Genomic DNA, 24,393 nt, shown 5'->3' on the forward strand with positions numbered 1-24,393 from the left:
ACAGATTCTTGCTTTAAGATTCCACAGAATCTTTTAAGATTTCGGATAAAGCGAAGCGTGCCAAAGGCAAAACCCAACCAAAGCAATCCCCGCCCCAATATGCACGGCTTTTGCTGTTTTGTTGTCCATAAATAACGCACTTGTGCTTGTCAAAAACAAACTTGTTGCCATACCGATTTTTACCATTTCGCGTTTAGCTTCTAAAGTATTCTTTTCGTGTTTTATGGCAACTGCTATGGATTCGTTTTTTTGTAGTTTTTTAGTTCGCATTGGATTCCTTTATTTGTGTTCTATTCTTGCGTTGTTGGTGCTTTTTGTATTTTATTTGCGTATGCCTTAGGGTTTTAGCAGCTAAGATTCCACTTGCAAGAGTAGCCAACATTAATAAAACTTGCATTTACTTCCTTTTGATTTGGATTCTTTGTAATGCGTTGAGCAAAAGTGCGATTGTCGTGCCATTGTGCATAAAAGCCGTTTGAATCGGGCTTAATTTGCCAAGACTTGCCAAAATCAAAATCAGTGAATTTACACTCACTGCGATTTTGAATCCTCTATGCACTTTATTGAGGCATTTTACAGCAAGTTCTCTTGCTTCTGCCACTACTTCAATATCATCGCGCAATAGCACAATATCCGCACTTGCCTTAGCAATATCCGCTCCTTTGTGCATACCGATTCCAACATCTGCGCGAATCAGCGCGGGTGCGTCATTAATCCCATCTCCGACAAAGGCGACCTTTTTACCCTCTTGCATAATTTTATCCAAAATCTCCGCTTTTTGTGTAGGTAATAATTCCGCATAATAGCGGTCAATCCCTAATTCTTTGGCAATTTGTTCGGCTTTTTGATAAGTATCCCCTGTGAGCATAATGATTTCTTTGACACCATTTTGACGCAAACGCGCTAAGGCGTCTTTGGCGTTTTCTCTTAAAGTATCTTTCAGCAAAATTACTCCCAAAAGTTTCTTTCCATAACCAATAAACAAAGGCATTTCACCACTTTTTAGAATCTTTTGGATTCTTGGCTCATAAGAAGCAAACGAAATTTCCTCATCGTCTTCTAAAAAATGCCGTGAGCCAATCACAACACACTTGCCACCAATCTCACTTTTCACCCCATGCGCAACAATGAAGGTTACTTCATCGTGATGAAAATGCCTAAAATGCTTTTCCTTAGCGGCTTTAACGACTGCCTTTGCCACAGGGTGGAAATAATGCTCTTCAATACTTGCAGCGAGATTCAACACCGCCTCCTTGTCCCATTCTTCATCAAAAGAATAGACATCAAGCACTTCCAAATCTCCTTTGGTTAGAGTGCCTGTTTTGTCAAATACAAAAACTTCGCTAAGTTGCAGGGATTCCAAACTTTTCGCGCCTTTGATAATAATCCCCTCCTTTCCTGCGTTTGAAATCGCAGATTTAAATGCAACGGGCGTTGTAAGCTTCAAAGCGCAAGAATAATCCGCTTGTAGCACACTAGCACTTCGCATTAAATCCTGCGTAAAAAGATAAGAAAGGATAGAAAGCCCAAGTGTAATAGGCACGAGAGAATCCGCCATTTTAGAGGCATTCAGCTCTTGCGAAGACTTTTGTATAAGCGTTTCTTCAATGTAAGTTTTAATCCGCGCCATTGCGGTTTGTTCCCCTACGGATTCCGCCCAAACTTTAATCTTGCCCTCTTGCACAATCGTGCCAGAAAGCACTTTATCTCCGTGCTTTTTCTGCATTGGCGTTGCTTCACCCGTCATAGAAATTTGATTGACAAGTGCTTCTCCTTGCGTGATATGCCCATCAACTAGAATTGTATCTCCCGCGCCAATCACGACAATATCACCAACTTTAAGCTGTTCGCTTGGAACTTGCACTAAAATGCTTTTGCCCTGCTCCACTTTCTCTACCCAAGCTTCGCCGCCTTTTTGCTTTGCAAGTTCTTTGAGCAAATCATCGCTTTTATACATTGTCATTTCTTCAATGTATTCTCCAAGCGCAAGCATAAAATTCGTAGAATTTGCGGTTTTGAAATCTTGTAGATACAAAGAAATCGCAACCGCCATAGCTTCTAATGTGCGGGAGTTGATTCCATTAGCTAGAGTTTCTTTAATCCCGCTAAAAAGCAAAGGAGCGGAGGCTATGCTAGAGAATCCTAATTGGAGCTTAGGGCTTCGCAAAAAGGGAGAAATCACCAAAGCACTTCCAGCTCTTGCCACTTCTGCCGAGCTTGGAATCTCATCACGCAAAGCCAAATAGCTCTCTTCGTGCTTGTTGTTTTGAGATTCCATTTTTGCTTGTTCTAATGTGCTTTGAATTTGTGCAGTTAGCTCTTCTAAATCTCCTTTAAAGACAACAATAATGTTCTGCAAAATCGCATTAATACGGACTTCTAAAACGCTAGGCAACACTTCAAGCAAGAGGCGCAAATGCAAAGGATTGATTTTGAATCCCGATTCGCTGATGTATTTAAAACGCGCTCTTGTTTTGGTTGTATGCAATAATTGGAGTTGCATTGTGTTTTTAAGATTCTTGCGCGTCAAATTCGCCATCACTAACTTCTGCTTTGGCGTCTTCATAACGCTCTTTTAACTCTTCTATTCCGCTTTCAAACAAGCTACTTACTTTCGCAAATCCTTTAAAAATCGCTCTTTGGGCGTTTTCATTGGTCAAAATAAAAGTCGCTACTGCGCCAATAAGTGCGCCTTTTAAAAAGTCTTTTTGTGCATTATCGCCGCCTAAAAGACCATTGAAGTTTTGTGAAAAAATACCTTGATTTGCATTATTATTTGCAGTATTCTGCTGATTTGGGATTCCATATTGTGCGTTATTTTGCGCATTATTATTCCCAAAGCTTGCATTGTTTTGTGCATTTTGATAAATGTAGGGATTATTTGGATTGGGTTGAGACATAAAAACTCCTTGTTTGTTAGATTTAAGATTTTGGATTCAAACTATTTTTGGGGTTTGCAAGTGCTTGGATTCCATACACACTTGCTAAACCAATGCCGACTAAAGCCGCAGCTTCTAAAACATTTTTAAACGGTGATTGTGTGCTTCCTAGCGCATTAGCCGCTGCGATTCCACACGCAGTAATCACTCCGCCCTCTATTGTAGCAACTGCTGCATTTTTAATGGCTTCCTTTTGCGTGATTGCGCCTTGTTTGACTTTAGAATACTCATAAGCTCCACTGACCATAAAAGCGATAATGCCCCCACTTAATGCGTGTCCTGCGATAGAGCGTGGCGTTCCGGTATTAAAAATCATTGTTTAATCCTTTTTGGGTTCTTGTTTTGCTTTTTTTGCTCTCGTTTTTCGCATTTTAGGGACTACAGGACTATCTTTTGCATCAAGCGCAACTTCTTGTTTGGATTCTAACTTCTTTAATGCTTGTGAGGTTTTTTCAAGCCCATTTTGCATTGCTTGTAATGCCTTATTGGTAACTTTTTTGCTTTGATTTACCCCTTCGTTGAATCCTTTTTGCAGATTCTCACTTAGGTTTGCACTAAGAGGATTCTTCATTAAAGTTTCTTTAATTTGCTTTTGCTTAGTAAAAAGCAATGCAACTCCTGCTCCAACTGCCAATCCTGCAATAAATGGTAATGCCATATTTACTCCTTGTTTTGATTTAAAAATTCATTTAGCAAATTCGCCCCTAACGCCCCAACAATCAAACCACCAATCAAAGAATAATTGAGCTTATTCAAAAACCCCTCCAACTCCATTTGGCTTAAACTTCCGTTTTGCATTTTGGCAATCATCTCACCTGTTTCATTAAGAAGCTCTTTACCATCATTTAAAGCTTTAATGGCATTTTGCAGATTCTGCATAGAATCCCCACTGGTTTGGTTTGTATTGGCTTGATTGAGTGCATACTGAAGTGCTGGAATATGATGATTAAAACTCGCAGCTTGCAAACGATAAAAAGTATCTAAAACATTTTCGTCGCTTTCATTAGCGATTAAACGATTATATAACTCCACATTTGCATTTTCATTTGCAAGTGCTGTGGTGAGAATCTCTTGCAGATTTGTAGGCAAACGCGTTTGTTCCAAATAAGGATTCTCCGGAATCGCAACTCCAAGATTCTGCAAATGCTGTTGTAAGGCTTGAATATGCGTTGCTTCCGCGCTTTGGAGATTCGCAAAAATTTGCCCATAAGGGATTGCAGCACTATAAAAACCATAGGCTTTATATTCATCTTCTAATGCTAAAAGTAGATTCCAACTAGACATAAAGTTCCTTTAAATGATGATTTATCGTTTCTGCAATCTCTTCTAAATTCTCACCGACAATCAGCTGTTCAAACACTTTTGGATTCAACAATTTAGAATCATAACAAATCGTAAGAGAGCCGATTAAAGCATTGAGTTTAATGCTTGAAATAAGCGGGGTTCGCTCCAAAATATCCAAAAATGACTGAAAATCTATCGTGCTATTTTCTACATAACTTTTAAGCTTGGAGCTCACACGCAAACGGATTCTGCCTTTTGTGTGATGGATAATAGAAAAATATTCACAAAAAACCTGCAAATCCTTTGGCGTAATCTGCAAATCTTGTAAAACTTTGGAATCTTTTAAGTCTAATTTTTTCATATCTTTGGTGTTCTTTAAAAATAATTAAGAGATTTTAAGGCGAAATTATAAGGAAAAAAAATTAATATCAACTTAATAATGAAAAAATAATGATTTTTAATAAAAGCAATAAAACAATGATAAATAGGGAATATAAAACAAATTAATATTAGAAAATAAACCTTAAAATGATAATTGAAAAAATATTTTCATCAACCTTTAACAAACTTAAATCAAGATTAAACAAAAACTTTGTAGAATTGCGCGAAATTTTTTCTCTTAAGGATTCATCATTATGGAAAGACCGGCAGTTGATAAAAAGGCGATTAAGGAGTTTTTTGATTTTTGCAAAGAAAATGAAGTAGAGTTTATTGACTTCCGCTTTACAGACATTAAAGGCGTTTGGCATCATTTTTCTTTCAGCGCAAATGCCGTTGATGAAAGTAGCTTTGAGGGGATTCCATTTGATGGCAGTTCTTTACCTGCATGGCAGCCTGTGGATAAATCCGATATGGTTTTAATTCCAGACCCTGTGCGTTATTTTATTGATCCTTTTACCGCAGATACGACGGCAATTGTTTTTTGTGATGTGTGGGATATTTACAAAAACGAACCCTACGAAAAATGCCCTCGTAGCATTGTAAAGCGCGCAATGAAATATTTACAAGAAAGTGGAATCGGTGATGTCGCTTACTTTGGTCCTGAAAATGAATTTTTCATTTTTGATTCTATCAAGATGAGGGATTCGGTAAATTGCCAATATTACGAAATTGATACCGAAGAAGGCGAATGGAATCGCTCCAAAGAATACGAGGGGGTTAATCTCGGACATCGCCCCGGGACAAAAGGCGGCTATTTCCCTGTATCCCCTGTGGATTCTATGGTGGATTTACGCGCAGAAATCGTCAAAGTGCTAAATCAAGTGGGACTAGAAACCTTTATCGTGCATCACGAAGTTGCGCAAGGACAAGGCGAAGTGGGTATTAAGTTTGGCGATATGCTAGAAGCTGCAGATAATGTCCAAAAGCTCAAATATGTCGTTAAAATGGTAGCGCATTTAAATGGTAAAACAGCGACTTTTATGCCAAAACCGCTTTATGGCGACAATGGGAGCGGAATGCACACACACATTAGCATTTGGAAAAATGGCAAAAATCTCTTCGCAGGGGATTCTTACGAGGGATTAAGCAAAATGGCGATGCACTTTTTAGGCGGTGTTTTAAAGCATGGCAGAAGCATCGCGGCTTTCACAAACGCTTCTACAAACTCCTACAAACGACTTATTCCGGGCTTTGAAGCACCAAGTATTCTTGCATATTCTGCGCAAAACCGCAGCGCGAGTATTAGGATTCCATACAACAATGGGGAAAAAGCAAAGCGAATGGAATTTCGCTTCCCCGATAGCTCTAGCAATCCCTATTTAGCCTTTACTGCGCTTTTAATGAGCGGACTAGATGGAATCGAAAATCAGATTGACCCGGGCGAACCTATGGAAATTAATCTCTTTGAACTCACACTTAATGAAGTGCGCGAAAGAGGCATTAAACAACTCCCGCATACCCTAAGAAGTGCTATGGAAGAAATGCTATTGGATAGAGAGTTTTACAAAAAAGGTGGAGTATTTAGCGAGGAATTTATCCAAATCTATAAAGATTACAAGTTTGAAACTGAAATTTGGCCTTGGGAAGGACGCCCACATCCTTTTGAATTTATCACCACTTATAGTTGCTAAGCAAAATAAGTCTGCATATTAACGCAGAAACTAAGTTTCAAAATCTCTTAGTTTTTGCGTTTTTTACAATAATTTTTCAATTCTTTTTCTTTGAAAGATTGATTTGTCCCAAAAATCGCTAAAAATTTGCTATAATAAAATCTATCATTTTAATTTTAGGGATTAAACTATGGAGTCTTCAACAACCAACCTTTTAAGTAATTATATGCCAATGGTGCAGCGTTATAGGTCGCAATTTGCTTCTTTTAATACCTTGCTTGGCAAAACAACGCTAACAGGGAAAATCAGCTCGTTAGAGATTGCAGAAAATCTCTTTGATTATATGGAAAAAACGCAAGAAAAATTCGAGAATCTTCAAGAAAAGCTCATCGAAACTATCTTGGAACAAAATTTTTTAAATTCCTACGAAGAAGCGGACACCTCCGTTAAAATCATTTCTGAAATCTTCAATCTTTATTTTCATAACCGCCACGAAGACATCTCAACACTCTCAAAAAGCAAATTCTTAATAGATCTTTGCTTGGAGTTTGAATCCAACAAGGACAAGGATAAAGAAAAATCCAAATCCGCTTTAGATTCCATTGTCGCATATCTTAAGAAATTCGGCTCTAGTAGCGCGGTTTATAAAGATATTATGCTTTACACAAATGACGGCACACTTTTACAAGCCATTGATTTAGGACAAGATTATGCAGTGGCTTACAAAACCAAATTAAACCCGATTCTTGAAGCGGGTAAAATAGAAAATTATGGGGAATTTCACCAAAAAGTAGATTTTTACAACACTAAAGAAAGAGAACAAGAAGACAAAACCGAATTTTTCTTCGTCGTTCCTCTGCGTCAAAGCAAAGAACAAGTTCCCTCTATGGTAGCAGTTTTCGTAATGAATGTGCAAAGCGAATTTAAAGCGATTTTGGAGCGTTTCCCTTACCGCCTCCCACAATCCAATCTTGTAGTGATTAATGCAAAAAATCATATTTTATTCTCTGATAATGCGCGAATGTTTCCAAGCGGACAACTATTAAGCCTCAACGAGCATAAAGACTATACTTTCTTGGAGTATCGTTCCAAAGTTTGCATGGTTGCTTTAAGAAAAATTGGTAATATTCATGGCTTTACGAGCATTACAGAACAATGGCGTTTGTGCAGAATCGTGCCGCTTTACATTGCTTTTGACGCTAAAAAACAAATTGATTACAAGATTGACCCTTCGTTGCTAGAAAATTCCTTGCTCATCACTAAAGATTTGGATATTGTGATTGAAGAGAGCGAAAACATTAATGACGAATTAGGAGATGTCGTAATCAATGGTGAAATTATTGCTTCAAAAAGCCATTCTTACGCGCTCAATCCAATCCTAAACAACATCAGGATTCTAAGCGAAGAGATGAATTTGCTTTGCGTTCAATCCACCGAAGAATTACAAAGAGGAATCTATAATGCCCTCTTTAATGTGATTGGCTATTATTCCCAATACTCCGCGCTAATCACTGATAGCCTCTTTAGGGAATGCGTTAAAGATTCTAGTTGGATAAAAAACGAAATAGAATTTAAGGATTATTTAAGAGAACACGCACAAGGCAACATTTCCTCTGAAACACTCACAAACACGAAAGCTCTTCTTGCGCGTTTAAAAGCAAATTTCAGTAATTTTTATAACATTGTCCTTTTTGATAAAGACGGAAACACTCTCCAAAATGCGCTAGATAGCATACCTTTAAATGCGAAAAAGCTTGGAATTGTTGATAGATTCAATGGAAGCAACATTGAGAATCTCATCGTTTCAAACTATGAGCCAACTGCTTTTTATGAGGATAAAAAAACTATTCTTTTCTATAATGCAGTCAAAGGGGACGACAATCGTTTCTTGGGAGGCTTACTCTATGTTTTGGATTTGGAAAAGATTAAAGACTTTTTAAGCAATTCTTTGCCCAAAGATTCCGCGATTCTATCTGATAAAAGCGAGATTTTCAGTGTCGCATTTGATAGCCAAAAAAACATTCTAGCAACCACAAAAGAAGATTTCAGCTTTGAAAGCTATAACTTAAGCGAAAAGTTTGATTTCAAAACCCTAAAAAGCTTCAAAAAAATCATTCAAATTGGGAATGAGCATTATTTGATTTGTAGCGAGGTTTGCAATCCTACCCAAAGCACTTTTACAGAATACACTAAGCGTTCGCTTTATGTAATGATTTTTGTCGCAGTCAAAAGAGAAGAAGTTGAAGAATACCTACAAGAAGCAGCGATAGAAACTTCCAAAGATTCTACAAAAGATTCCAATAGCTAGATTCAGAAATTTAAAACCGCTTCGTCTGCAAGTTCATAAACTTGCACGAGTGGGCGGAATATCCAAACATTCAAAATAAATCTTAGGATTCCAACCCTATTTTACAATGCAAGATTCCACAAACCTAGTCAATTTTCAAGACCGCCAAGAAAGCCTCCTGTGGCAATGCGACTTTCCCAATAGCTTTCATACGCTTTTTGCCCTCTTTTTGCTTTTCTAGCAATTTGCGCTTCCGCGTAATATCTCCACCATAACATTTTGCAGTAACATTTTTCCCCATAGATTTCACGGTTTCACGCGCAATCACTTTGTTACCAATACTCGCTTGAATCGCCACTTCAAACAACTGCCGTGGGATAATTTCTTTCATCGCCTCCACTAGCTCCTTGCCACGCTCATAAGCCTTAGATTTTGGGACGATGATACTTAGCGCATCAACGATTTCATTTGCTACGCGAATATCTAGCTTCACCAAATCACCCTCTTGATAGTCAATAGGTTCATAATCAAAGCTTGCATAACCTTTCGTGCAAGATTTGAGTTTATCATAAAAATCCATCACAATCTCATTGGTAGGAATCCAATATTCCAGCAAAACGCGCGTTTCTTGCAAATATTCCATTTTCTTTTGGATTCCGCGCCTTTTATTTAAAAGCGTGATGATATTGCCTAAAAACTCGCTAGGAACGATAATCGTCGCACGCACATAAGGCTCTTTGATTTTGGCGATTTTTTGCTCTGGTGGCAACTCGCTAGGATTTTGAATCCAAACAATCTCCCCATCGGTTTGACTTACTTCATAAACCACCGTGGGCGCAGTCGCAATCAAATCTAGCCCAAACTCACGCTCCAATCTCTCTTTGACCACTTCCATATGCAAAAGCCCCAAAAACCCGATACGGAATCCAAAGCCCAAAGCAACTGAAGTTTCAGGCTCATAAGTAAGGCTAGAATCATTAAGCTTTAGCTTATCAAGCGCATCGCGCAAATCTTCAAATTTATCCGTATCAATCGGATAGATTCCGGCAAACACAAAAGGTTTTGCGGGTTCAAACCCTTCTACAGGCTCTTTTGTGCGCACTTTAAAATCTGTCATTGTATCGCCCACTGCAATATCTGTTACATTCTTTAGCCCCAAAATTACGATTCCAATCTCTCCGCTGCGAATCACTTGAGTTTTTTCTTGACGCAAAGGGTGCGGATACATTAATCCTAGCACTTCGTGATTCTTGCCACTCCCCATAATATAGAGATTCTGCCCCTTGTGAATGCTTCCATCAAACACGCGCACGAGTGCAAGTGCGCCCAAATAATTATCAAACCACGAATCATAAATTAGGGCTTTTGTGGGTGCATCTGGATTGCCTTTGGGTGCAGGGATTCTTTCTACGATTGTGTTTAGCAACTCTGTGATTCCAAGATTCGCCTTAGCACTCACTTGCAAACTATGCGAACAATCTAGCCCGATGGTTTGCTCAATCTCATTTGTTACGCGCTCCACATTTGCAGCGGGTAAATCAATCTTGTTTAACACAGGGATAATTTCAAGATTGTTTTCTAATGCAATATAAACATTCGCAATCGTCTGCGCTTCCACGCCTTGACTTGCATCAACAACGAGCAATGCGCCATCACTTGACGCAAGGGAGCGCGAAACTTCATAGCTAAAATCCACATGTCCGGGCGTGTCAATCAGATTCAAGATATAATCTTCGCCTTGATAATGATAATTCAAGCGCACACTTTGGGCTTTAATCGTGATTCCGCGTTCTTTTTCAATCTCCATAGTATCCATCACTTGCGCACTCATCTCCCGCGCACTAATCGCGCCACACGCCTGTATTAGGCAATCTGCTAGAGTGGATTTACCATGATCAATATGAGCGATAATTGAAAAATTGCGAATCTTTTGCATCTCTTCCATAAATTCCAAACCCTTAAATCAATTTAAAGCCAAAATCTTAGCAAATTTACACTTAATATTTTTGGCTATGCTATAATTTAGGCTTTATTTTCTTTACTAAAGGGATTTTATGAGAATCTTTGATTGGATTACTAAGCCTTTGGATTTTATCACCAAATACTTCAAAGCACTTGTATTCTTACTTATTGTTGTTTTGATTTTCACACCTCAAGAGGAATCCTTGCAACAAGAAGCAAATGTCGCGCGTATTAACCTCTATGGCGCAATTTTGCAAAGCGATTCATTCTTAGAAGAGTTGGAAAAATTAGAGAAAAACAAAAACATTCAAGGAATCTTGCTTGTTATTGATTCTCCCGGTGGAGCCATCGCGCCAAGCGTGGAGATTTCTGAAGCTATTAAGCGTATCAATGTCAAAACCCCCATTGTTGCTTATGCGCAAGGCGCAATGGCAAGTGGAAGCTATCTTGCTGGTGTTTGGGCGGATTCTATCGTCGCTAATCGTGGCGCACTTTTGGGTTCTATTGGCGTGATTATCAATGGTGCAGATATTAGCGAACTTGCCCAAAAGTTAGGAATCAAACCCCAAACCATAAAGGCTGGAATCTACAAAGAAGCGGGGACTTTTATGCGCCCTTGGACTGCTGAAGAAGAAGCAATGCTTGAAAACTTGGTTTATGAGCAATATCAAATGTTTGTAGAAGTTGTCGCGAATGCTAGAGGGATTCCACAGCATAATGAATCCCATTTCGCACAAGGCAAAATCCTAAGTGCTAAGAGTGCGTTAGAGTTTGGGCTGATTGACAAAGTAGGTAATCTTTATGATGCACAAAATTTATTATTCCAAAAAGCAAACATCACAAACCCGCAATGGTATAAAGAAGAAAAAGATAAAATAGAGGTTTATTTGGAAAAAATTTTGGGAGATAATCTCGCACTTGGAGTGCAAAATGGAATCGCAACTACCATAGAACAACTCTCCAAAATTCAGATGAAAGGCAATTAAATGCAAATTATTTTAAAGATTCAAACACCCGACCAAAAAGGCTTGATTGCAGAAATTACACGCATTATTTTTGAATTTAACTTAAATATTCTCAAAAACGATGAATTTGTAGATAAAGAAAATAATCTTTTCTTTATGCGTTCTGAAATAGAGGGGGTTTGCGAAATCCAATCATTGAAAAACCGCCTTTGCACCTTGCTTTCCCCACAAGCAAACATAGAAATTTTTGAATCCAAACGCAAAAAAATCGTGATTCTTTGCACTAAAGAAAATCATTGTCTAGGTGATTTACTGATTCGTTATGATAGCGGTGAGCTAAATGCGGATATTTTGGCGGTTATTTCTAATTACGCGCTTTTAGAGCCTTTATGTCAAAAGTTTAATTTGCCTTTTGTTTGCATTCCTAGCGAGAATCTTTCAAGAGAAGAGCACGAAGCAAAAGTGCTAGAAGTGCTAGAGGGATTCCCAAATGATTACATTATCCTTGCAAAATATATGCGAATCCTAAGCCCGGCTTTCGTTCAAAAATTTGAAGGCAAAATCATCAATATCCACCATAGCTTCCTCCCTGCATTTATCGGTGCGAATCCTTACAAACAAGCCTATGAACGCGGTGTTAAAATCATCGGAGCTACGGCGCATTTCGTCAATAACGCGCTTGATGAAGGACCTATTATCTATCAAGACATTACTAAAGTCAATCACGCAATGAGTTGGAAAGATATGCAAAAAAGCGGACGCGATGTAGAAAAGATTGTATTAGCAAAAGCACTCAATCTCGCTTTAGAAGAAAAAATCTTTGTTTATAACAATAAAACCATTGTTTTTTAGGATTCTACAATGTGCAAAATCCACATTAAAGCTTGGAGTGCGGAATCTTAGCGGGGTTCAACACTATAAACACTAAGCAATCGCCACGACAAAACAAAGAGATTCAGAATGTTTAGAATCCCTAAAATAAACTAATGCTTTGGCTTTGGTGTTGTAATTGTATATCAGAAAAAATTTCTTGCTCCAAATAATACCATTCCAAATCTGATGGTATGGAAGAATCAGGCAAAGACTGCGCACTTAGGCTACTATCTCCTGCACTTTTCAACGAACGCGCACTATATCCGGCAATCGTGCCACCTTTCATAAAATACGCAGTAACACCCGCTCCAATACCCGCTCCCAACAAAAACGCATCTGTTTTGGGAGAAATGCACCCGCCAAACAACATTGCCACACACGCGAGATAGCCCAAGATACATAACTTTTTAATGGCTTTTTGTTTCATTTATTTGCCTTTCTTTAAAGAGAATCTACACTTCTCTAAGCACACTTTATTCCAAAATTGGATAGAATCGCAAACTTCAAATAAAAAACATGATAAAAGGCAAAATTTAGCGATGTTTGGAATGGGATTTTTTGAAATTTTAATGATTGGGGTGGTGGCGATTATTTTTTTAGGACCCGAAAAACTACCCAAAGCATTAGTGGATATGGCGAAGTTCTTTAAAGCTGTCAAAAAAACAATGGACGACGCTAAAGAAAGCATTGAACGCGAGGTGAATCTAAGCCAAATCAAAGAAGAAGCACTCGCTTATAAAAACAGCCTCACACAAGGTGTGCAGACGCTTAGCAAGGATTTAGAACTTAAAGAGTTGAATTTGGATTTTAACGACAATTTGCAATCCCCAAAAACAACACAAAACCAAATCCCAAACCAAGATTTCAACCCCTCTGGAAATTCTAACTCCTCAAGAGAAATCAAACCCAAAGAATCCCATAAAACAACTTTAAGCTTCGGTGCAAATTTACCACAAGAGGAATCCACAAAAAACGCAGAATCCGATTCCACACAAGAAACAAGGAATAAAGATGTTTGAAGACTTAAAGCCTCATATTCAGGATTTGCGTAAATGCCTCATTCGCATTTCTTTGGCACTTTTAGTTACTTTTATTGCTTCTTTTTATTTTTGGGAATTTATCTTAGATTGGATGGTAGCACCTCTTAGTGTTGCGCTTCCCAATGGGCGTGAAAGCGTTATTTTCACACAAGTAGGAGAAGCGTTTTTCACCGCTCTTAAAGTCGCGTTTTTTAGCGGATTCATCTTTGCTTTGCCTGTGATTTTTTGGCAAATTTGGGCATTTGTCGCGCCGGGATTATATGATAATGAAAAGAGGCTCGTGTTGCCTTTTGTGATTTTTGGGACTTTTTTCTTTTTGTGTGGCTGTGCCTTTGCCTATTATATCGCATTTCCTATTGGTTTTGGCTATCTGATTAACTTCGGTTCACAACTCTTTACCGCACTTCCAAGCATCGGAGAATATGTAAGCTTCTTTGCTAAATTAATGATTGGTTTTGGAATCTCTTTTGAATTGCCCGTCATTACATTTTTTCTAGCCAAAATCGGACTTATCACTGACAAAACACTCAAAGATTATTTCAAATATGGCATTGTCTTTATTTTTGTCCTCGCGGCAATCCTCACGCCTCCAGATGTGCTTTCGCAGTTTTTAATGGCGATTCCACTGATTTTGCTTTATGGTTTGTCTATTATGATTGCTAAAATCGTCAATCCCTATAAAGCCCAAAAAATAGACGAGGAGACAGACGACTAATGCGCGAATTACAACTTGCAAGTTATGATTATTTTCTCCCTAAAGTTCAGATTGCCACACACCCTATTTTCCCAAAAGAAGCCGCGAAGCTCCTAGTGTATGAACGCGCACAAGATAAAATCACACACGCGACTTTTAAGGATTTCTCCAAGTTTCTTCCACCAGACACCTTACTTGTTTTCAACAACACCAAAGTCCTCCCCGCAAGACTTTATGGCACAAAAGTAATTCAAGATTCTAAAGCTCAAACACAAACAAGCGGAGCGAAGATTGAAGCACTTTTTCATAAAGAAATTTCTCCCAATGTTTATTTAATGCAATTCAAAGGACGCTTGAAAGTCGGACATTTAGTTTCTTTTGGTCAAGGAATCTTCGCGAGAATCCTTAAAAGCCAACAGATAGAATCGCAAAACCCCGATACACAAGGCGTAGGATTTAAAGAAGCAGAGTTTTTTAGAGTTTCACAGCCACAAACCAAATCTTCCCAAAGTTTCCCGCAAGATTCCTTAGAATCCCCGCTAAGTCGCAAAGAGTTTTTTGAATTTTTAGAACATTTTGGGCATATTCCTTTGCCTCCTTATCTCAAAAGAAAGGACACGCAAGAAGATAAAAACGACTATCAAAGCGTCTTTGCTAAACACTTAGGCGCGATTGCCGCACCTACTGCGTCTTTGCATTTTAGCGAAGAATCCTATCACGATTTAAAAAATCGTTTTGATAGCACAGAAATCACCCTCCATGTGGGCGCAGGGACTTTTATCGGAGTGAATGCAGAAAACATTTTAGAACACAAAATGCACAAAGAGCAATTTTTCCTCACTCAAGATTCCGCAAACAAAATCCAAAATGCTTCCCATATTACAGCCATTGGCACGACTGCTGTGCGCGTGATTGAAGAGTTTGCGAGAAATGGCGCACTAAGTGGGGAATGTGATTTGTTTTTGCACCCTCAAAACAAACCCCTCAAAACCCAAGCGATTCTTACAAACTTCCATCTACCCAAAACAACGCTTTTAATGCTTGTCGCTTCATTTATCGGGCTAGATAAAACCAAGCAACTTTATGAGGAAGCGATTGCCCAAAACTATCGCTTTTATTCCTATGGAGATGGAATGTTGATTCTATGAGAACAAATCCAAATTTTCCCTATTTCACAAACACACTCAAAGATTCGCAAATTGCGCTGTTGGATTCTTATGCCAACTTGCTTTTGCGTTGGAATGCTATCCACAGCCTAAGTGGCGCAAAAGACTTGCAAAGCATTCAAAAAAACATTCAAGATTCCCTTTTTCCTTTACAATACGAAATGCTTAACATGCACATAAAAACAAACCTTTTAGATGTGGGAAGTGGCAATGGATTCCCAAGCATTCCGCTTGGAATCGCTTTGGAGATTCCTACGATTCTTTGCGAACCCAATGCCAAAAAGGCGGCTTTTTTGCAAAATATTAAAGCGAATTTAAACCTAAAAAATTTTACAATTAAACGCGAAAAGGTAGAATCGTTAGAGTTAGAAAAAAAGCCAAATCTCATCACTTCAAGAGCGACTTTTGGCATACAGGAATTTCTTGAAAAATGCCAAAGGCAAATCGGGATAGAGACGACAATCCTACTTTATAAAGGCTCAAATTTCACTAGAGAGATTCCGCAAGGCTTGAAATATACGCATTTTCAAAATGGCTTGCTACATTACATCGCCATTTTGGGAAAGGATTTAAAATGCTAAAATGGTTTTTGTTAATTTTATTACTTGTAGGTGTTTATCTTTTGTTTTTTCGCAAAAATACGCCCACGCATAAAAACCCTAAGAATCCCAAAACCCCGCAAGATTCCGTTATGCTTGAATGCGCACAATGTGGCACTTATGTTTCTAGCGAAGAAGTCATCATCAAAAATGGCAAGTATTATTGCTCCAAAGAATGCGCAAATCTTCAGTAGAATCTCAAACAAAGGAGATTGATGTTAATCCTAAACCACCCCTCCATTGAATCCTTAAACCTCGTGTTTATCACCAACAAAGAACAAATTGCCGACACATTGCCTACGGATTTTTTGATTCTTTCCTGTGGGGATTTTTCCCAAACCTTAGCACTTGCGCGTTTTTGTAAAGAAAATGGAATCCCTTATGCAAGTCAAGTTTCAAGTCTCAAAGAAGCATTATTGCTTGTCAATCTCAATGTGCGATTCTTGCTCTCTTGCACAATTCCTCTTGCTCAAAACTTGCAGAAACTTGCAGAAACTTACCTTTTTGACGCGAAAATCCTACTTTGTATCCAAGAAGAAGAGAGGATTGAAGAAGTCGCGCAATATGGCATTGATGGGGTGATTTTTGTTGCATAATTTAGAATCTTTCGCGCCTTTTAATCGCCTAGAAAGCGGAGATTTACAAGCATTAAGCTCCATTACGACTTTCAAAACCTTTGTCGCCAAAGAAATCGTGCTTTATGAAAACACCCAAAGCAATATGCTTTACTTTTTGTGTGAAGGTTTATTGAAACTCTATAAAGTCAATCGCTTTGAAAACGAAATTTTTTTAGGAATCCTAGAAAATGGCTTGTTGTTGGATTTGAATTTGGACGACACACAAGGGAACTTCGTCTCTTTTGCCAACATTGAAGCCTTGCAAGATTGCATTATCGCGCAAATCAATGGAGAAAATCTCCACGCACTTTTGCATTCCAATCCTCGCATTTTGGCTTTGTTTTTCAAAGAAACAACAAAAAAGCTCAATCTTTTTGAAGAAGTAATCCAAAAGAATCTAGTTTTTGATAGCACCGCCAAGATTGCCTATACTCTTTATTTTCATTTGGATAATTTTAACGCGCACAAAAAATCAGAAAATGCGAGTTTTCTCAATATCCAACCCGAAACCCTTTCAAGAACCCTAACAAAACTTCATCGTGAGAATATTCTAACCACCAACAAACAAGGGAAAATTGAAATTCTAAACCTTCAAAAACTTTATAATATTTTCAAACAGGATTAAAAATGACAAAAATCGTAACGCGCCTTATTATACTTGGGATTCTCACGACCTTTTGCGTTGCCGTGATGATTCTTTCTGTGATTTTCATCAACCAATTAGGAATCCAAGATGGTTATATCATCAACATTGCAGGTAAAGAACGCATGCTTACACAAAAAATCACCAAAGAAATTTTTATCATTCATTCCCAAAACAGCCAAGATTATGCGACCCTCAATCTCGCTTTAGAAGAGTTTGAAAATAATCTGCACACTTTGCGATTTGGCAATGAAGCAAAAAATGTCAATCCTCCCTCAAAGGCGACCATTATTGCCAAACTTGAAGCAATCCACGCACAATGGAATCAGTTTAAAGTGATTGTGGAGGATTTTAAACGCACTTCAAGCAAACTCTATGAAGACCGAAAGTTTTTAGAAGAAAACAACACAAAAATGCTAATTTTGTCAGATAATATTGTCAAAATGATGGTGGAATCCCAAATGCCTGCCAAAGCCATTGATGATTCTGGACGCCAACGAATGCTCACGCAACGCATGGCATACCTAATGATGCGCCATTCCCAAATCTGGGATTCTAAATCCTATCACGCATTTCAAGATAGCTATAATCTCTATGATACGATTATTACGGATTTTCACCAAAACCCACTTTATGGCAAGAATCCAAAACTTACAAAGTCTATCCAAGAAGCCTATGCGTTTTGGCAGACTTATTCCCAACACATTGATAATGTGCTGAATCTGCAAGAACGCATTGTAGAGGATTTGAAGCAAATCACGGCGCAAAACGCTACGATTCTTAATGAAATTGATTGGACGGTGAATCTTTATTCAGACCTTTCAATTCATTTACGCGCTTATTTGGAGAAATTCCAATATGTCGCGGCTTTTATTATGATTCTTTTGGCACTTTATTCTATTTACAATCTTTTGCGTATCAAAGCGCATTTGGGAGATTTTTTGCACAAGACGCAATTACTCTCAAGCGGAAAGCTAGATAACAATCTCGCAGAAATTATTAAACTAGAGGGAGAAAGCGAACTCTCTCAAGCCTCACAGAATCTTTCTTTGTTTCTCAAGCGCATAGAATCCACCAAAGAAACTTCCAAACAAGCCATTGAACTAAGCGAACACATTAACGAAGAGATTACAAATATTAGCGAGGAAATTTTACATAAACTTGCATTCGCAAAAATCAGTGAAGAAAGACGCAAAAGCATAGAAAATTCTATCAGCTTAAGCGAAGATATTGCAATCCAATCTAGCGAACAGCTCATCATTGCTGCAAGATTACTAGATAGACTGCATAGAATCTTAAAGGAAATTGAAGATTGTTGCGAATAACTTTGCAGCGTGGAATCGCATTAATTCTTATAAGGACTGCAGCAAATAGATTCTATCGTTTATGCCAAAGTTGGCTAAGGACTTTGAAATGCTTAGGTTGATAGAGGTTAATTAAATAAGTCGCAAAAACCGCGATACTTCCCCCAACAAGCGTTAAGACACTTGGAATCTCTCCTAAAATCACAAAACTACTCAAAAGTGCAGTCGCAGGAACAAGCAAATTAAACGAACTTGCTTGTGTTGCCCCTACACGCGCAACACCTAGATAATAAATGCTCGTCCCAACAGCCGTAGATAGCACAGCCACGACAAATAGCATTAGCCAAAATCTAAATTCAAATTCAAACACACTAAACATTGTCGGTTCAAAGGCAAAAATAGGAGAAAACAACAAGACGCTAAAAAGCGTAATATACAGATTAATTGCCACAGGGTGGATTCTAAGGTTGCGACAAATCAAGGTTAAAACCGCCCAATCAAGCGCACAGAGGACAAAAAAGGTATTAAATTTACCAAAGAGTTGTTGCATACTTCCTAGATTCAGCAGACAACCTCCTGCAACGATTCCCAACAATAATCCTAAAATCTCATTAGGTTTCATCTTTTGTGTGGAATCTTTTTTAAATTTATAAAACCCAAAAGTTAAAAGATAAGCAAACACCGGAATCAGCGTAGTTACAAGCACTCCACCTTTCCCCGCACTGCCAAATCTAAGTGCCACAAAGTATAAAAGCGAATACAAACAATTACAAATTGCCGCTAAAAAGAGAAATTTAAACGCATTTTTGTCAATCCGTAAAGGAATCTTAAGCAAAATCACAATAGGAATTGAAGCAATCAAGGCAAAGAAAAAACGCCAAAAAGTAACCACATCTGCACTTGCGTATTCCACCAAAACCTTACTAGCAGCCCACGAAGCACCCCAAAACGACATTGCTATCACGAGCAAAATATAAAAAACACTATTTTTCATCTCTTGCCTTTTGCTAAAATCAACAAACCAATGGCAAAATTCTAAAATATTAATATTTAAAAAAATTTTACAAAAATTTCTTCATTTATTCTTTTGTTGATGGCTTAAGATTCTCTTCTAGTTTTTCGAGGCGTATTTCATATTCTTTTTGTTTTTTGACGAGATTCGCAGTCGCAGTGATTTGATTTAGCAGAATCCAAAGACTAAGTGCGGCAAAAATAATCACAATCACACAAGAAATGAGTGTGATTTTAATAGCCTTAGTCGCTGTTGTTTGGGCGTGATTGTTTGAGTTGTTTTGTGTTGTTTGCATAGGAATCCTTTTAAATAGTTTGAAGTTTTTTAAAATAATGAACAAATGCTAAGATAAATGAAAAAACAGCTAAAACCATCACGATACTCGCCCCAGCTTGTAAATCATAAAAATACGCGACTGCAATTCCGCACAACATACTAAGCAAAGAAATCAAACTTGCTCCCAACATCATTTTAGCTAAGGAATTGGTAAAAATCTCGCTACAATAAGCAGGAATGCTTAAGAGTGCGACGATGAGAATAATTCCAACTGAACGCATAGAAATCACGATTCCTAACGCAATCAAAACCATTAAAACAACGCTAAAAATTCTTGTATTCACGCCTTGCAATCGTGTAAATTCGCTATCATAAGAGATTCCTAAGATAATGCGATAATTCAGCCCCACAAAAAGAAGCAAAAAGAATCCAAAACTTAACATAAGGTAAATATCATTTTCTGTAATGCTCAAAATACTCCCAAACAAATATCCCATAAAGTCTTTGTTATATCCCGGAGTAAGCTCAACCAAAATAATACCCAACGCCATACCAAATGCCCATAACGAGCCAATCAAAGAATCCAAACGCTCTTTTGCAAACAACAACATATAAGCCAAAATCACAGCGCACAAAACACTAAAACCCATCGCACCAACCAAGATTGGCAGTCCAAAAAATGCCGCGATTCCAACTCCGCCATAAACGCTATGTGCGATTCCACCTGCGACAAAAACCATACGATTGGTTACAACAAGTGTGCCGATGATTCCGCAAATCACGCTCGTGCAAAGCGCACCCCAAAGAGCATTTTGCACAAACGCATATCCCAAAACATCAATCAACGAGCCACTCCAAGCTTTCCTCGTTAAGCTCTGCTTTAATAAGGTCCATTTTAATATTTGCATTCAAATAGCTTGTGATTTCAAGCATATCAATCAAAGCATTTCGGATACAACTTGTCGCACCCGGGCTTGGCGTCATATTAAAGGTAATGCCCTCGCCACTTTTAATCTTTTTCTCACCCAAAACTAATTTTTTCTGTTGCTTATCAAGCACTTGTGGGCGGATTCCTCCAAAGCCCTTTGCATAAGTTAAGTCTTCTAAAGTCAAAGACGGAATGATTTTCTGCGCTTCTTTGATGAAGAATTTTTTACCAATGCCCGGCACTTCATACAAAAAGTTTCGTAAAATATAATTGCGGATTTCACTATCAGATAACAAATCCCACATAATTTTTGTCGTAGAGGCTTCTCCAAATCCTGAAGTTTTGAAAAAGTCTAAATAAGTCCCACTTTTGAATCGTTCTAATTTTGGCAAAGAAAGAGCAGTTGGTCCTAAGCGGTTTTTACCATGTGCAACCACATCAGGATCTCCATGAATTGCCGCAAAGGGCAATTTTGGGTGTTGCACCGTATAGACTTTGCCCCTTAGTTTATCACCCGGGATAAAGAAAAAACTTCCTGCAACAGGTAAACAACCAAGCTCCAAGCCAAATCCCATACTTTGTGCCAAAAACAAGGAATGCGCCCCTGCATTAACAAGCACAAAAGACGCAGTAACAGGTTCTTGATTATTCGCACGAAGCGTGTATTTACCATCTCCTTGCTTAATAATATCTTTGACTTGATAATTAAATTTCACCTCATGTTCGCCAAACACACTTTTTTCTACCATATGATGTGCCACAGAACAAAAATCCATTGCACAGAAGCTTTTGCGTGTCCCTGAAGCTACTACATTTTCCGCCCTATCGCTTCCATCTGCTAGTTTGATAATGTTGGGTTCAATCTCTTTAATATCCTCTTTGGTGAAAAATTCTAATTCCGGATAAATTTCCTTAAACTCTTCGTGTCTTTTTTGGATAAACTCCACTTCTTTATCGCCCACACCAATCGCCATTTTTTGGTATTCAAAGATGCTTTTATTTTGCAATTCGTGAAACAAAGCGTAAGAAACTAGCATTTTCGCTGACCTTGCAACCTTTTTCGCCTTTTCAAAAGTATAATTTGTTTCAATATCCCCTGCGTGAATCGTTTGGGAATTGTTATTACCGCTTGAACTTAGCGTTGCTGGTTCAGAATACTTTTCTAACAGAATTACTCTCTTTAAGTCTGTGTAATGTGTCAAAACATAGAATAATGCACTTCCAGAAATCCCAGCTCCAATTATCGCCACATCATAAGTATTATTCATCTTTTCTCCTAAATTTTAGAATTATTCCACAACCCCATAAGCTCAACTTCGCAAAAGTGTTCCTTAATATCAGAATCGCAAGGAATCCTCATATTGCTTGGCAAGTCATGTGTCGTAACTTCCTTATTGACATATAAAACTTTTTTTGCGCAACCCAACAAAACCGATACATCATGACTAATCATTATTATAGTCTTTTCTTGGTTGATTTTTCGCAACAATTCATAAATTTCTTTTTGATTCTTTTGATCAATACTCGCCGTAGGCTCATCTAAAATCAAAAGATTTGGATTCCCACACAATGCACGCGCAATCAACACTCTTTGACGCTGCCCTCCAGAGAGTTCGCCAATTTTTTTATGCGCGTAAGATTCCATATGAAACTCGGCTAATCTTTCCATCGCAATCTCTTTTGCATTTTTTGGCAAGAATCCACCAAAAAGCTTTGGCTTTAAAAATCCCATCATCACAACCTCAATCGTTGTAATAGGAAAATGACGATTCAAAAAAGTATTTTGCGGCACATAGCCAATGCGCAAACTCTTATCTTTGATAATTTCACCACTTGTTGGCTGCAATAATCCAACCAACAAACGCGCCAATGTGCTTTTTCCACCGCCATTTGGTCCAATGACTGCCCAAAAATCACCTTCACAAATCGTCCAATTCACATTATACAAAATTCGCTCTTTGGTAAAATAAAATTTAACATTTTTGCAATCAATAATTTTTTTGATATTCTTATCTTGCATCATCAAATTCACTTTTTGCAAATAAATTTCGTATGCCATAAATGCGCTTAATTAGTAGCTTTTCTTGATTTATTCCTTGAATATTTTTGCCAATATCAAGCGGAGTAATTGCGATTTTGCCAATAATTTTTCTTCCCTCTTGTGTTTCATTTTGTAGCGTTCTTAATCCCCAAATGTCGTGCAAGATATAAATTTGTCCATCCAATTCTCCAAGATAAAGCATAATATGCCCACGCATTCCAAGTAATGCGCCAAATGGAATCGCATTTTGCAAAATCTGCTCTTTTTTCTGCTCTTCATTGAATGAACTCACATCAAAATACAAAGAATCTTGCCCCGATTCTGCATTTTTTTGACGCATTTGCGCCTGTGAATTTCTTAGCAAATAAAATCCAAAATTACCTAAAATATCGTGCAAAAACATAGAACAATCCCGATTTCCAAACATTCCTCCCCAGCCATATTTTTCTCCCACGATTCCTTGTGCCAAATGCGCCACTGCTTGGGCAGAAAAATTCATCGGAAATTTAGCAAAAGAATCGCGTTCTAAAATCACTCTACGCGCATAAGCATACCCGCGAGAATCTCGTATGAAAATCTGACTTTCATACTTGTTTTTTGTGCTACCAAGCAAAGGTAAAAGCATTCCAATTCGCGCGGATTCCAAATATTCTTGATGGACATTCTTTATCGGTGTGAAGTCGTGAGTAACCACCAAAAAATCTTGATTTTTCTTTAATTCCAAAATCTGATTATCATTAAGGATTCCAATATCCAAACTCAAAATCCACCCGCTGACGAATCCACTTTCTACAAATGCCCATTTTTTGGAGCGCGAATAATGCGTGATGAGCACCGGTGTGCCGACATAAATAGAGGAATTTTGCCAATAATCAAAAGGGAATCCTTCTCCTGCAAGTTTAGGATTGTAGAATCGCGGTTTATTGGTGGGCAAAACGCGCAGATTAGAGTTTCGCGTAACAATCGCAGGTTTTTTCACGCTCGGATAAGTTTGTAAGTTTGCTTCAAACTCCAATGCTTCAATTTCTTGCTTTATATAAGGAAGCAGATTCTCCCCAAAACCTAGATTCGCATAAGCTTGGTTCAAGCCCCATTGCAATTCTTCTGCGCTGTGTTGGGGCTGCCTATCAAAGGGGGCAAAAAAATGCTCTAAATATTCTTTTTTTAGCATAGCCTTTTTGGCGGGATTTAGGGTTTTAGAATCCTTAATGAAATCTTGTATATCCTGTGTAGGCAAAGGAAGTGCAATATCATCGGACTTTTCTAATCTCGCGCAGCCACAAAATAGCCACAAAACCAAACTTGCAATCCAAACAATAGAATCTCTTTTGATTCCGCTTGATAGATTCCACATTTTTTTCATCACTACCATTGCACCTGTTGATAAGATTCTTCACAGAATCCCACAATCACGCGATTCTTAACTTCAATAACGGGTCGCTTGATGAGCATAGGTTCTTTGATGAGCCATTCTTTTGCCTCTGCTAGGGTAAGGTTCTTGTCTTTTAAATTCAATCTTTTATAAGTTGTGCCTTTTTTATTCAAAAGCACTTCTATGCCAACAAATTGTAGCCAAAACTCTAAATTCTTGCTTGTTGGTGGCGTTGTTTTGAAATCCACAAATTCATAGGGGATTCCCTGTGATTCTAAAAAATTCAATGCTTTTTTGACGCTTCCGCAATTTTTAATTCCATAAATTTTTACCATTAGAT

The 24,393-nt window shown here is 38.1% G+C and carries 29 protein-coding genes; 12 read left to right on the plus strand and 17 right to left on the minus strand.

Features of this window, described 5'->3' with window-relative positions; genetic code table 11:
- Positions 1-33: 33 nt before the first annotated feature.
- The 8 genes from LS69_RS03360 to LS69_RS03390 are packed head-to-tail and all read right to left on the minus strand — an operon-like array spanning position 34 to position 4,584.
- Entirely contained in the window at positions 34-270 is a 237-nt protein-coding gene (locus tag LS69_RS03360; protein ID WP_138122097.1) for a hypothetical protein, read from the minus strand.
- Positions 260-397, minus strand: coding sequence for a hypothetical protein (locus tag LS69_RS10355; RefSeq protein WP_194145394.1), 138 nt, complete (start codon positions 395-397; stop codon positions 260-262). The genes LS69_RS03360 and LS69_RS10355 overlap by 11 nt, the downstream gene beginning before the upstream one ends.
- Positions 398-2,566, minus strand: a complete 2,169-nt coding sequence (locus LS69_RS03365) for a heavy metal translocating P-type ATPase (protein WP_342747942.1) — start codon at positions 2,564-2,566, stop codon at positions 398-400.
- Positions 2,511-2,900 (minus strand): YtxH domain-containing protein, encoded by a 390-nt coding sequence (locus LS69_RS03370; protein WP_194145395.1) that lies wholly within the window; start codon positions 2,898-2,900, stop codon positions 2,511-2,513. Before LS69_RS03370 ends, LS69_RS03365 begins: the two co-directional genes overlap by 56 nt.
- Before the next feature lie 22 nt (positions 2,901-2,922).
- On the minus strand, positions 2,923-3,255 hold the full coding sequence (locus LS69_RS03375) for a hypothetical protein (RefSeq protein ID WP_138122099.1): 333 nt from the start codon (positions 3,253-3,255) through the stop codon (positions 2,923-2,925).
- A 3-nt stretch (positions 3,256-3,258) separates the two neighbouring features.
- A complete protein-coding gene (locus LS69_RS03380; protein ID WP_138122101.1) occupies positions 3,259-3,597 on the minus strand; it encodes a hypothetical protein in 339 nt (112 codons plus the stop codon).
- A gap of 2 nt (positions 3,598-3,599) precedes the next feature.
- Positions 3,600-4,223, minus strand: a complete 624-nt coding sequence (locus tag LS69_RS03385; protein ID WP_138122103.1) for a hypothetical protein — start codon at positions 4,221-4,223, stop codon at positions 3,600-3,602.
- Positions 4,216-4,584, minus strand: coding sequence for an HMA2 domain-containing protein (locus tag LS69_RS03390; RefSeq protein WP_138122105.1), 369 nt, complete (start codon positions 4,582-4,584; stop codon positions 4,216-4,218). Before LS69_RS03390 ends, LS69_RS03385 begins: the two co-directional genes overlap by 8 nt.
- 274 nt (positions 4,585-4,858) lie before the next feature.
- Here LS69_RS03390 and glnA point away from each other — a divergent pair, with 274 nt between their 5' ends.
- Positions 4,859-6,295 (plus strand): type I glutamate--ammonia ligase, encoded by a 1,437-nt coding sequence (gene glnA / locus LS69_RS03395; RefSeq protein WP_138122107.1) that lies wholly within the window; start codon positions 4,859-4,861, stop codon positions 6,293-6,295.
- Positions 6,296-6,464: 169 nt separating this feature from the next.
- Positions 6,465-8,582 carry a cache domain-containing protein gene (locus tag LS69_RS03400; RefSeq protein ID WP_194145396.1) on the plus strand — a complete coding sequence of 706 codons (2,118 nt, stop codon included), beginning with the start codon at positions 6,465-6,467 and terminating at the stop codon, positions 8,580-8,582.
- Between the two features lie 124 nt (positions 8,583-8,706).
- On the opposite strand, the gene lepA is transcribed toward LS69_RS03400, so the two are convergent.
- On the minus strand, positions 8,707-10,497 hold the full coding sequence (lepA, locus tag LS69_RS03405) for a translation elongation factor 4 (protein ID WP_138122211.1): 1,791 nt from the start codon (positions 10,495-10,497) through the stop codon (positions 8,707-8,709).
- Positions 10,498-10,615: 118 nt separating this feature from the next.
- On the opposite strand from lepA, the gene sppA reads away from it, so the two are divergent.
- Positions 10,616-11,509, plus strand: coding sequence for a signal peptide peptidase SppA (gene sppA / locus LS69_RS03410; RefSeq protein WP_138122109.1), 894 nt, complete (start codon positions 10,616-10,618; stop codon positions 11,507-11,509).
- Positions 11,510-12,340, plus strand: coding sequence for a formyltetrahydrofolate deformylase (gene purU, locus LS69_RS03415; protein ID WP_138122111.1), 831 nt, complete (start codon positions 11,510-11,512; stop codon positions 12,338-12,340). It abuts the gene before it with no gap.
- A gap of 121 nt (positions 12,341-12,461) precedes the next feature.
- On the opposite strand, the gene LS69_RS03420 is transcribed toward purU, so the two are convergent.
- Complete coding sequence (locus LS69_RS03420) at positions 12,462-12,788, minus strand: hypothetical protein (RefSeq protein ID WP_238699103.1); 327 nt, start codon at positions 12,786-12,788, stop codon at positions 12,462-12,464.
- A gap of 112 nt (positions 12,789-12,900) precedes the next feature.
- Here LS69_RS03420 and tatB point away from each other — a divergent pair, with 112 nt between their 5' ends.
- From tatB to LS69_RS03460, 8 genes are read left to right on the plus strand one after another with little or no spacing between them, the layout of a single operon-like run.
- Positions 12,901-13,380: a Sec-independent protein translocase protein TatB gene (tatB, locus tag LS69_RS03425; protein ID WP_138122113.1), complete on the plus strand. Its 480-nt coding sequence runs from the start codon at positions 12,901-12,903 to the stop codon at positions 13,378-13,380.
- On the plus strand, positions 13,373-14,116 hold the full coding sequence (gene tatC / locus LS69_RS03430; protein WP_138122115.1) for a twin-arginine translocase subunit TatC: 744 nt from the start codon (positions 13,373-13,375) through the stop codon (positions 14,114-14,116). The genes tatB and tatC overlap by 8 nt, the downstream gene beginning before the upstream one ends.
- Positions 14,116-15,243 carry a tRNA preQ1(34) S-adenosylmethionine ribosyltransferase-isomerase QueA gene (gene queA, locus LS69_RS03435; protein WP_138122117.1) on the plus strand — a complete coding sequence of 376 codons (1,128 nt, stop codon included), beginning with the start codon at positions 14,116-14,118 and terminating at the stop codon, positions 15,241-15,243. The genes tatC and queA overlap by 1 nt, the downstream gene beginning before the upstream one ends.
- Complete coding sequence (gene rsmG / locus LS69_RS03440; RefSeq protein WP_138122119.1) at positions 15,240-15,842, plus strand: 16S rRNA (guanine(527)-N(7))-methyltransferase RsmG; 603 nt, start codon at positions 15,240-15,242, stop codon at positions 15,840-15,842. The genes queA and rsmG overlap by 4 nt, the downstream gene beginning before the upstream one ends.
- Positions 15,836-16,054, plus strand: coding sequence for a PP0621 family protein (locus LS69_RS03445; RefSeq protein ID WP_138122121.1), 219 nt, complete (start codon positions 15,836-15,838; stop codon positions 16,052-16,054). The genes rsmG and LS69_RS03445 overlap by 7 nt, the downstream gene beginning before the upstream one ends.
- Positions 16,055-16,075: 21 nt before the next feature.
- Positions 16,076-16,456 carry a hypothetical protein gene (locus LS69_RS03450; protein WP_138122123.1) on the plus strand — a complete coding sequence of 127 codons (381 nt, stop codon included), beginning with the start codon at positions 16,076-16,078 and terminating at the stop codon, positions 16,454-16,456.
- Entirely contained in the window at positions 16,446-17,102 is a 657-nt protein-coding gene (locus LS69_RS03455; protein ID WP_238699105.1) for a Crp/Fnr family transcriptional regulator, read from the plus strand. The genes LS69_RS03450 and LS69_RS03455 overlap by 11 nt, the downstream gene beginning before the upstream one ends.
- Positions 17,103-17,104: 2 nt before the next feature.
- Positions 17,105-18,445 carry a type IV pili methyl-accepting chemotaxis transducer N-terminal domain-containing protein gene (locus LS69_RS03460; protein ID WP_138122125.1) on the plus strand — a complete coding sequence of 447 codons (1,341 nt, stop codon included), beginning with the start codon at positions 17,105-17,107 and terminating at the stop codon, positions 18,443-18,445.
- A gap of 52 nt (positions 18,446-18,497) precedes the next feature.
- Here LS69_RS03460 and LS69_RS03465 read toward each other — a convergent pair whose 3' ends face one another.
- From LS69_RS03465 to LS69_RS03495, 7 genes are all read right to left on the minus strand, one after another.
- Positions 18,498-19,418, minus strand: coding sequence for a DMT family transporter (locus tag LS69_RS03465; protein WP_138122127.1), 921 nt, complete (start codon positions 19,416-19,418; stop codon positions 18,498-18,500).
- Between the two features lie 85 nt (positions 19,419-19,503).
- Positions 19,504-19,731 carry a DUF5408 family protein gene (locus tag LS69_RS03470; protein WP_138122129.1) on the minus strand — a complete coding sequence of 76 codons (228 nt, stop codon included), beginning with the start codon at positions 19,729-19,731 and terminating at the stop codon, positions 19,504-19,506.
- Between the two features lie 10 nt (positions 19,732-19,741).
- A complete protein-coding gene (locus LS69_RS03475; RefSeq protein ID WP_138122217.1) occupies positions 19,742-20,557 on the minus strand; it encodes a metal ABC transporter permease in 816 nt (271 codons plus the stop codon).
- Entirely contained in the window at positions 20,550-21,908 is a 1,359-nt protein-coding gene (locus LS69_RS03480; protein ID WP_138122131.1) for an FAD-dependent oxidoreductase, read from the minus strand. Before LS69_RS03480 ends, LS69_RS03475 begins: the two co-directional genes overlap by 8 nt.
- A gap of 8 nt (positions 21,909-21,916) precedes the next feature.
- Positions 21,917-22,660, minus strand: coding sequence for a metal ABC transporter ATP-binding protein (locus tag LS69_RS03485; RefSeq protein ID WP_138122219.1), 744 nt, complete (start codon positions 22,658-22,660; stop codon positions 21,917-21,919).
- Positions 22,650-24,053: an SH3 domain-containing C40 family peptidase gene (locus LS69_RS03490; protein WP_238699107.1), complete on the minus strand. Its 1,404-nt coding sequence runs from the start codon at positions 24,051-24,053 to the stop codon at positions 22,650-22,652. Before LS69_RS03490 ends, LS69_RS03485 begins: the two co-directional genes overlap by 11 nt.
- Positions 24,047-24,388, minus strand: a complete 342-nt coding sequence (locus tag LS69_RS03495) for a Spx/MgsR family RNA polymerase-binding regulatory protein (protein WP_138122133.1) — start codon at positions 24,386-24,388, stop codon at positions 24,047-24,049. Before LS69_RS03495 ends, LS69_RS03490 begins: the two co-directional genes overlap by 7 nt.
- Positions 24,389-24,393: the final 5 nt, after the last annotated feature.

Origin of the sequence: Helicobacter sp. MIT 05-5294, from assembly GCF_000765675.1 — a bacterium.
Taxonomy (GTDB): Bacteria; Campylobacterota; Campylobacteria; order Campylobacterales; family Helicobacteraceae; genus Helicobacter_D.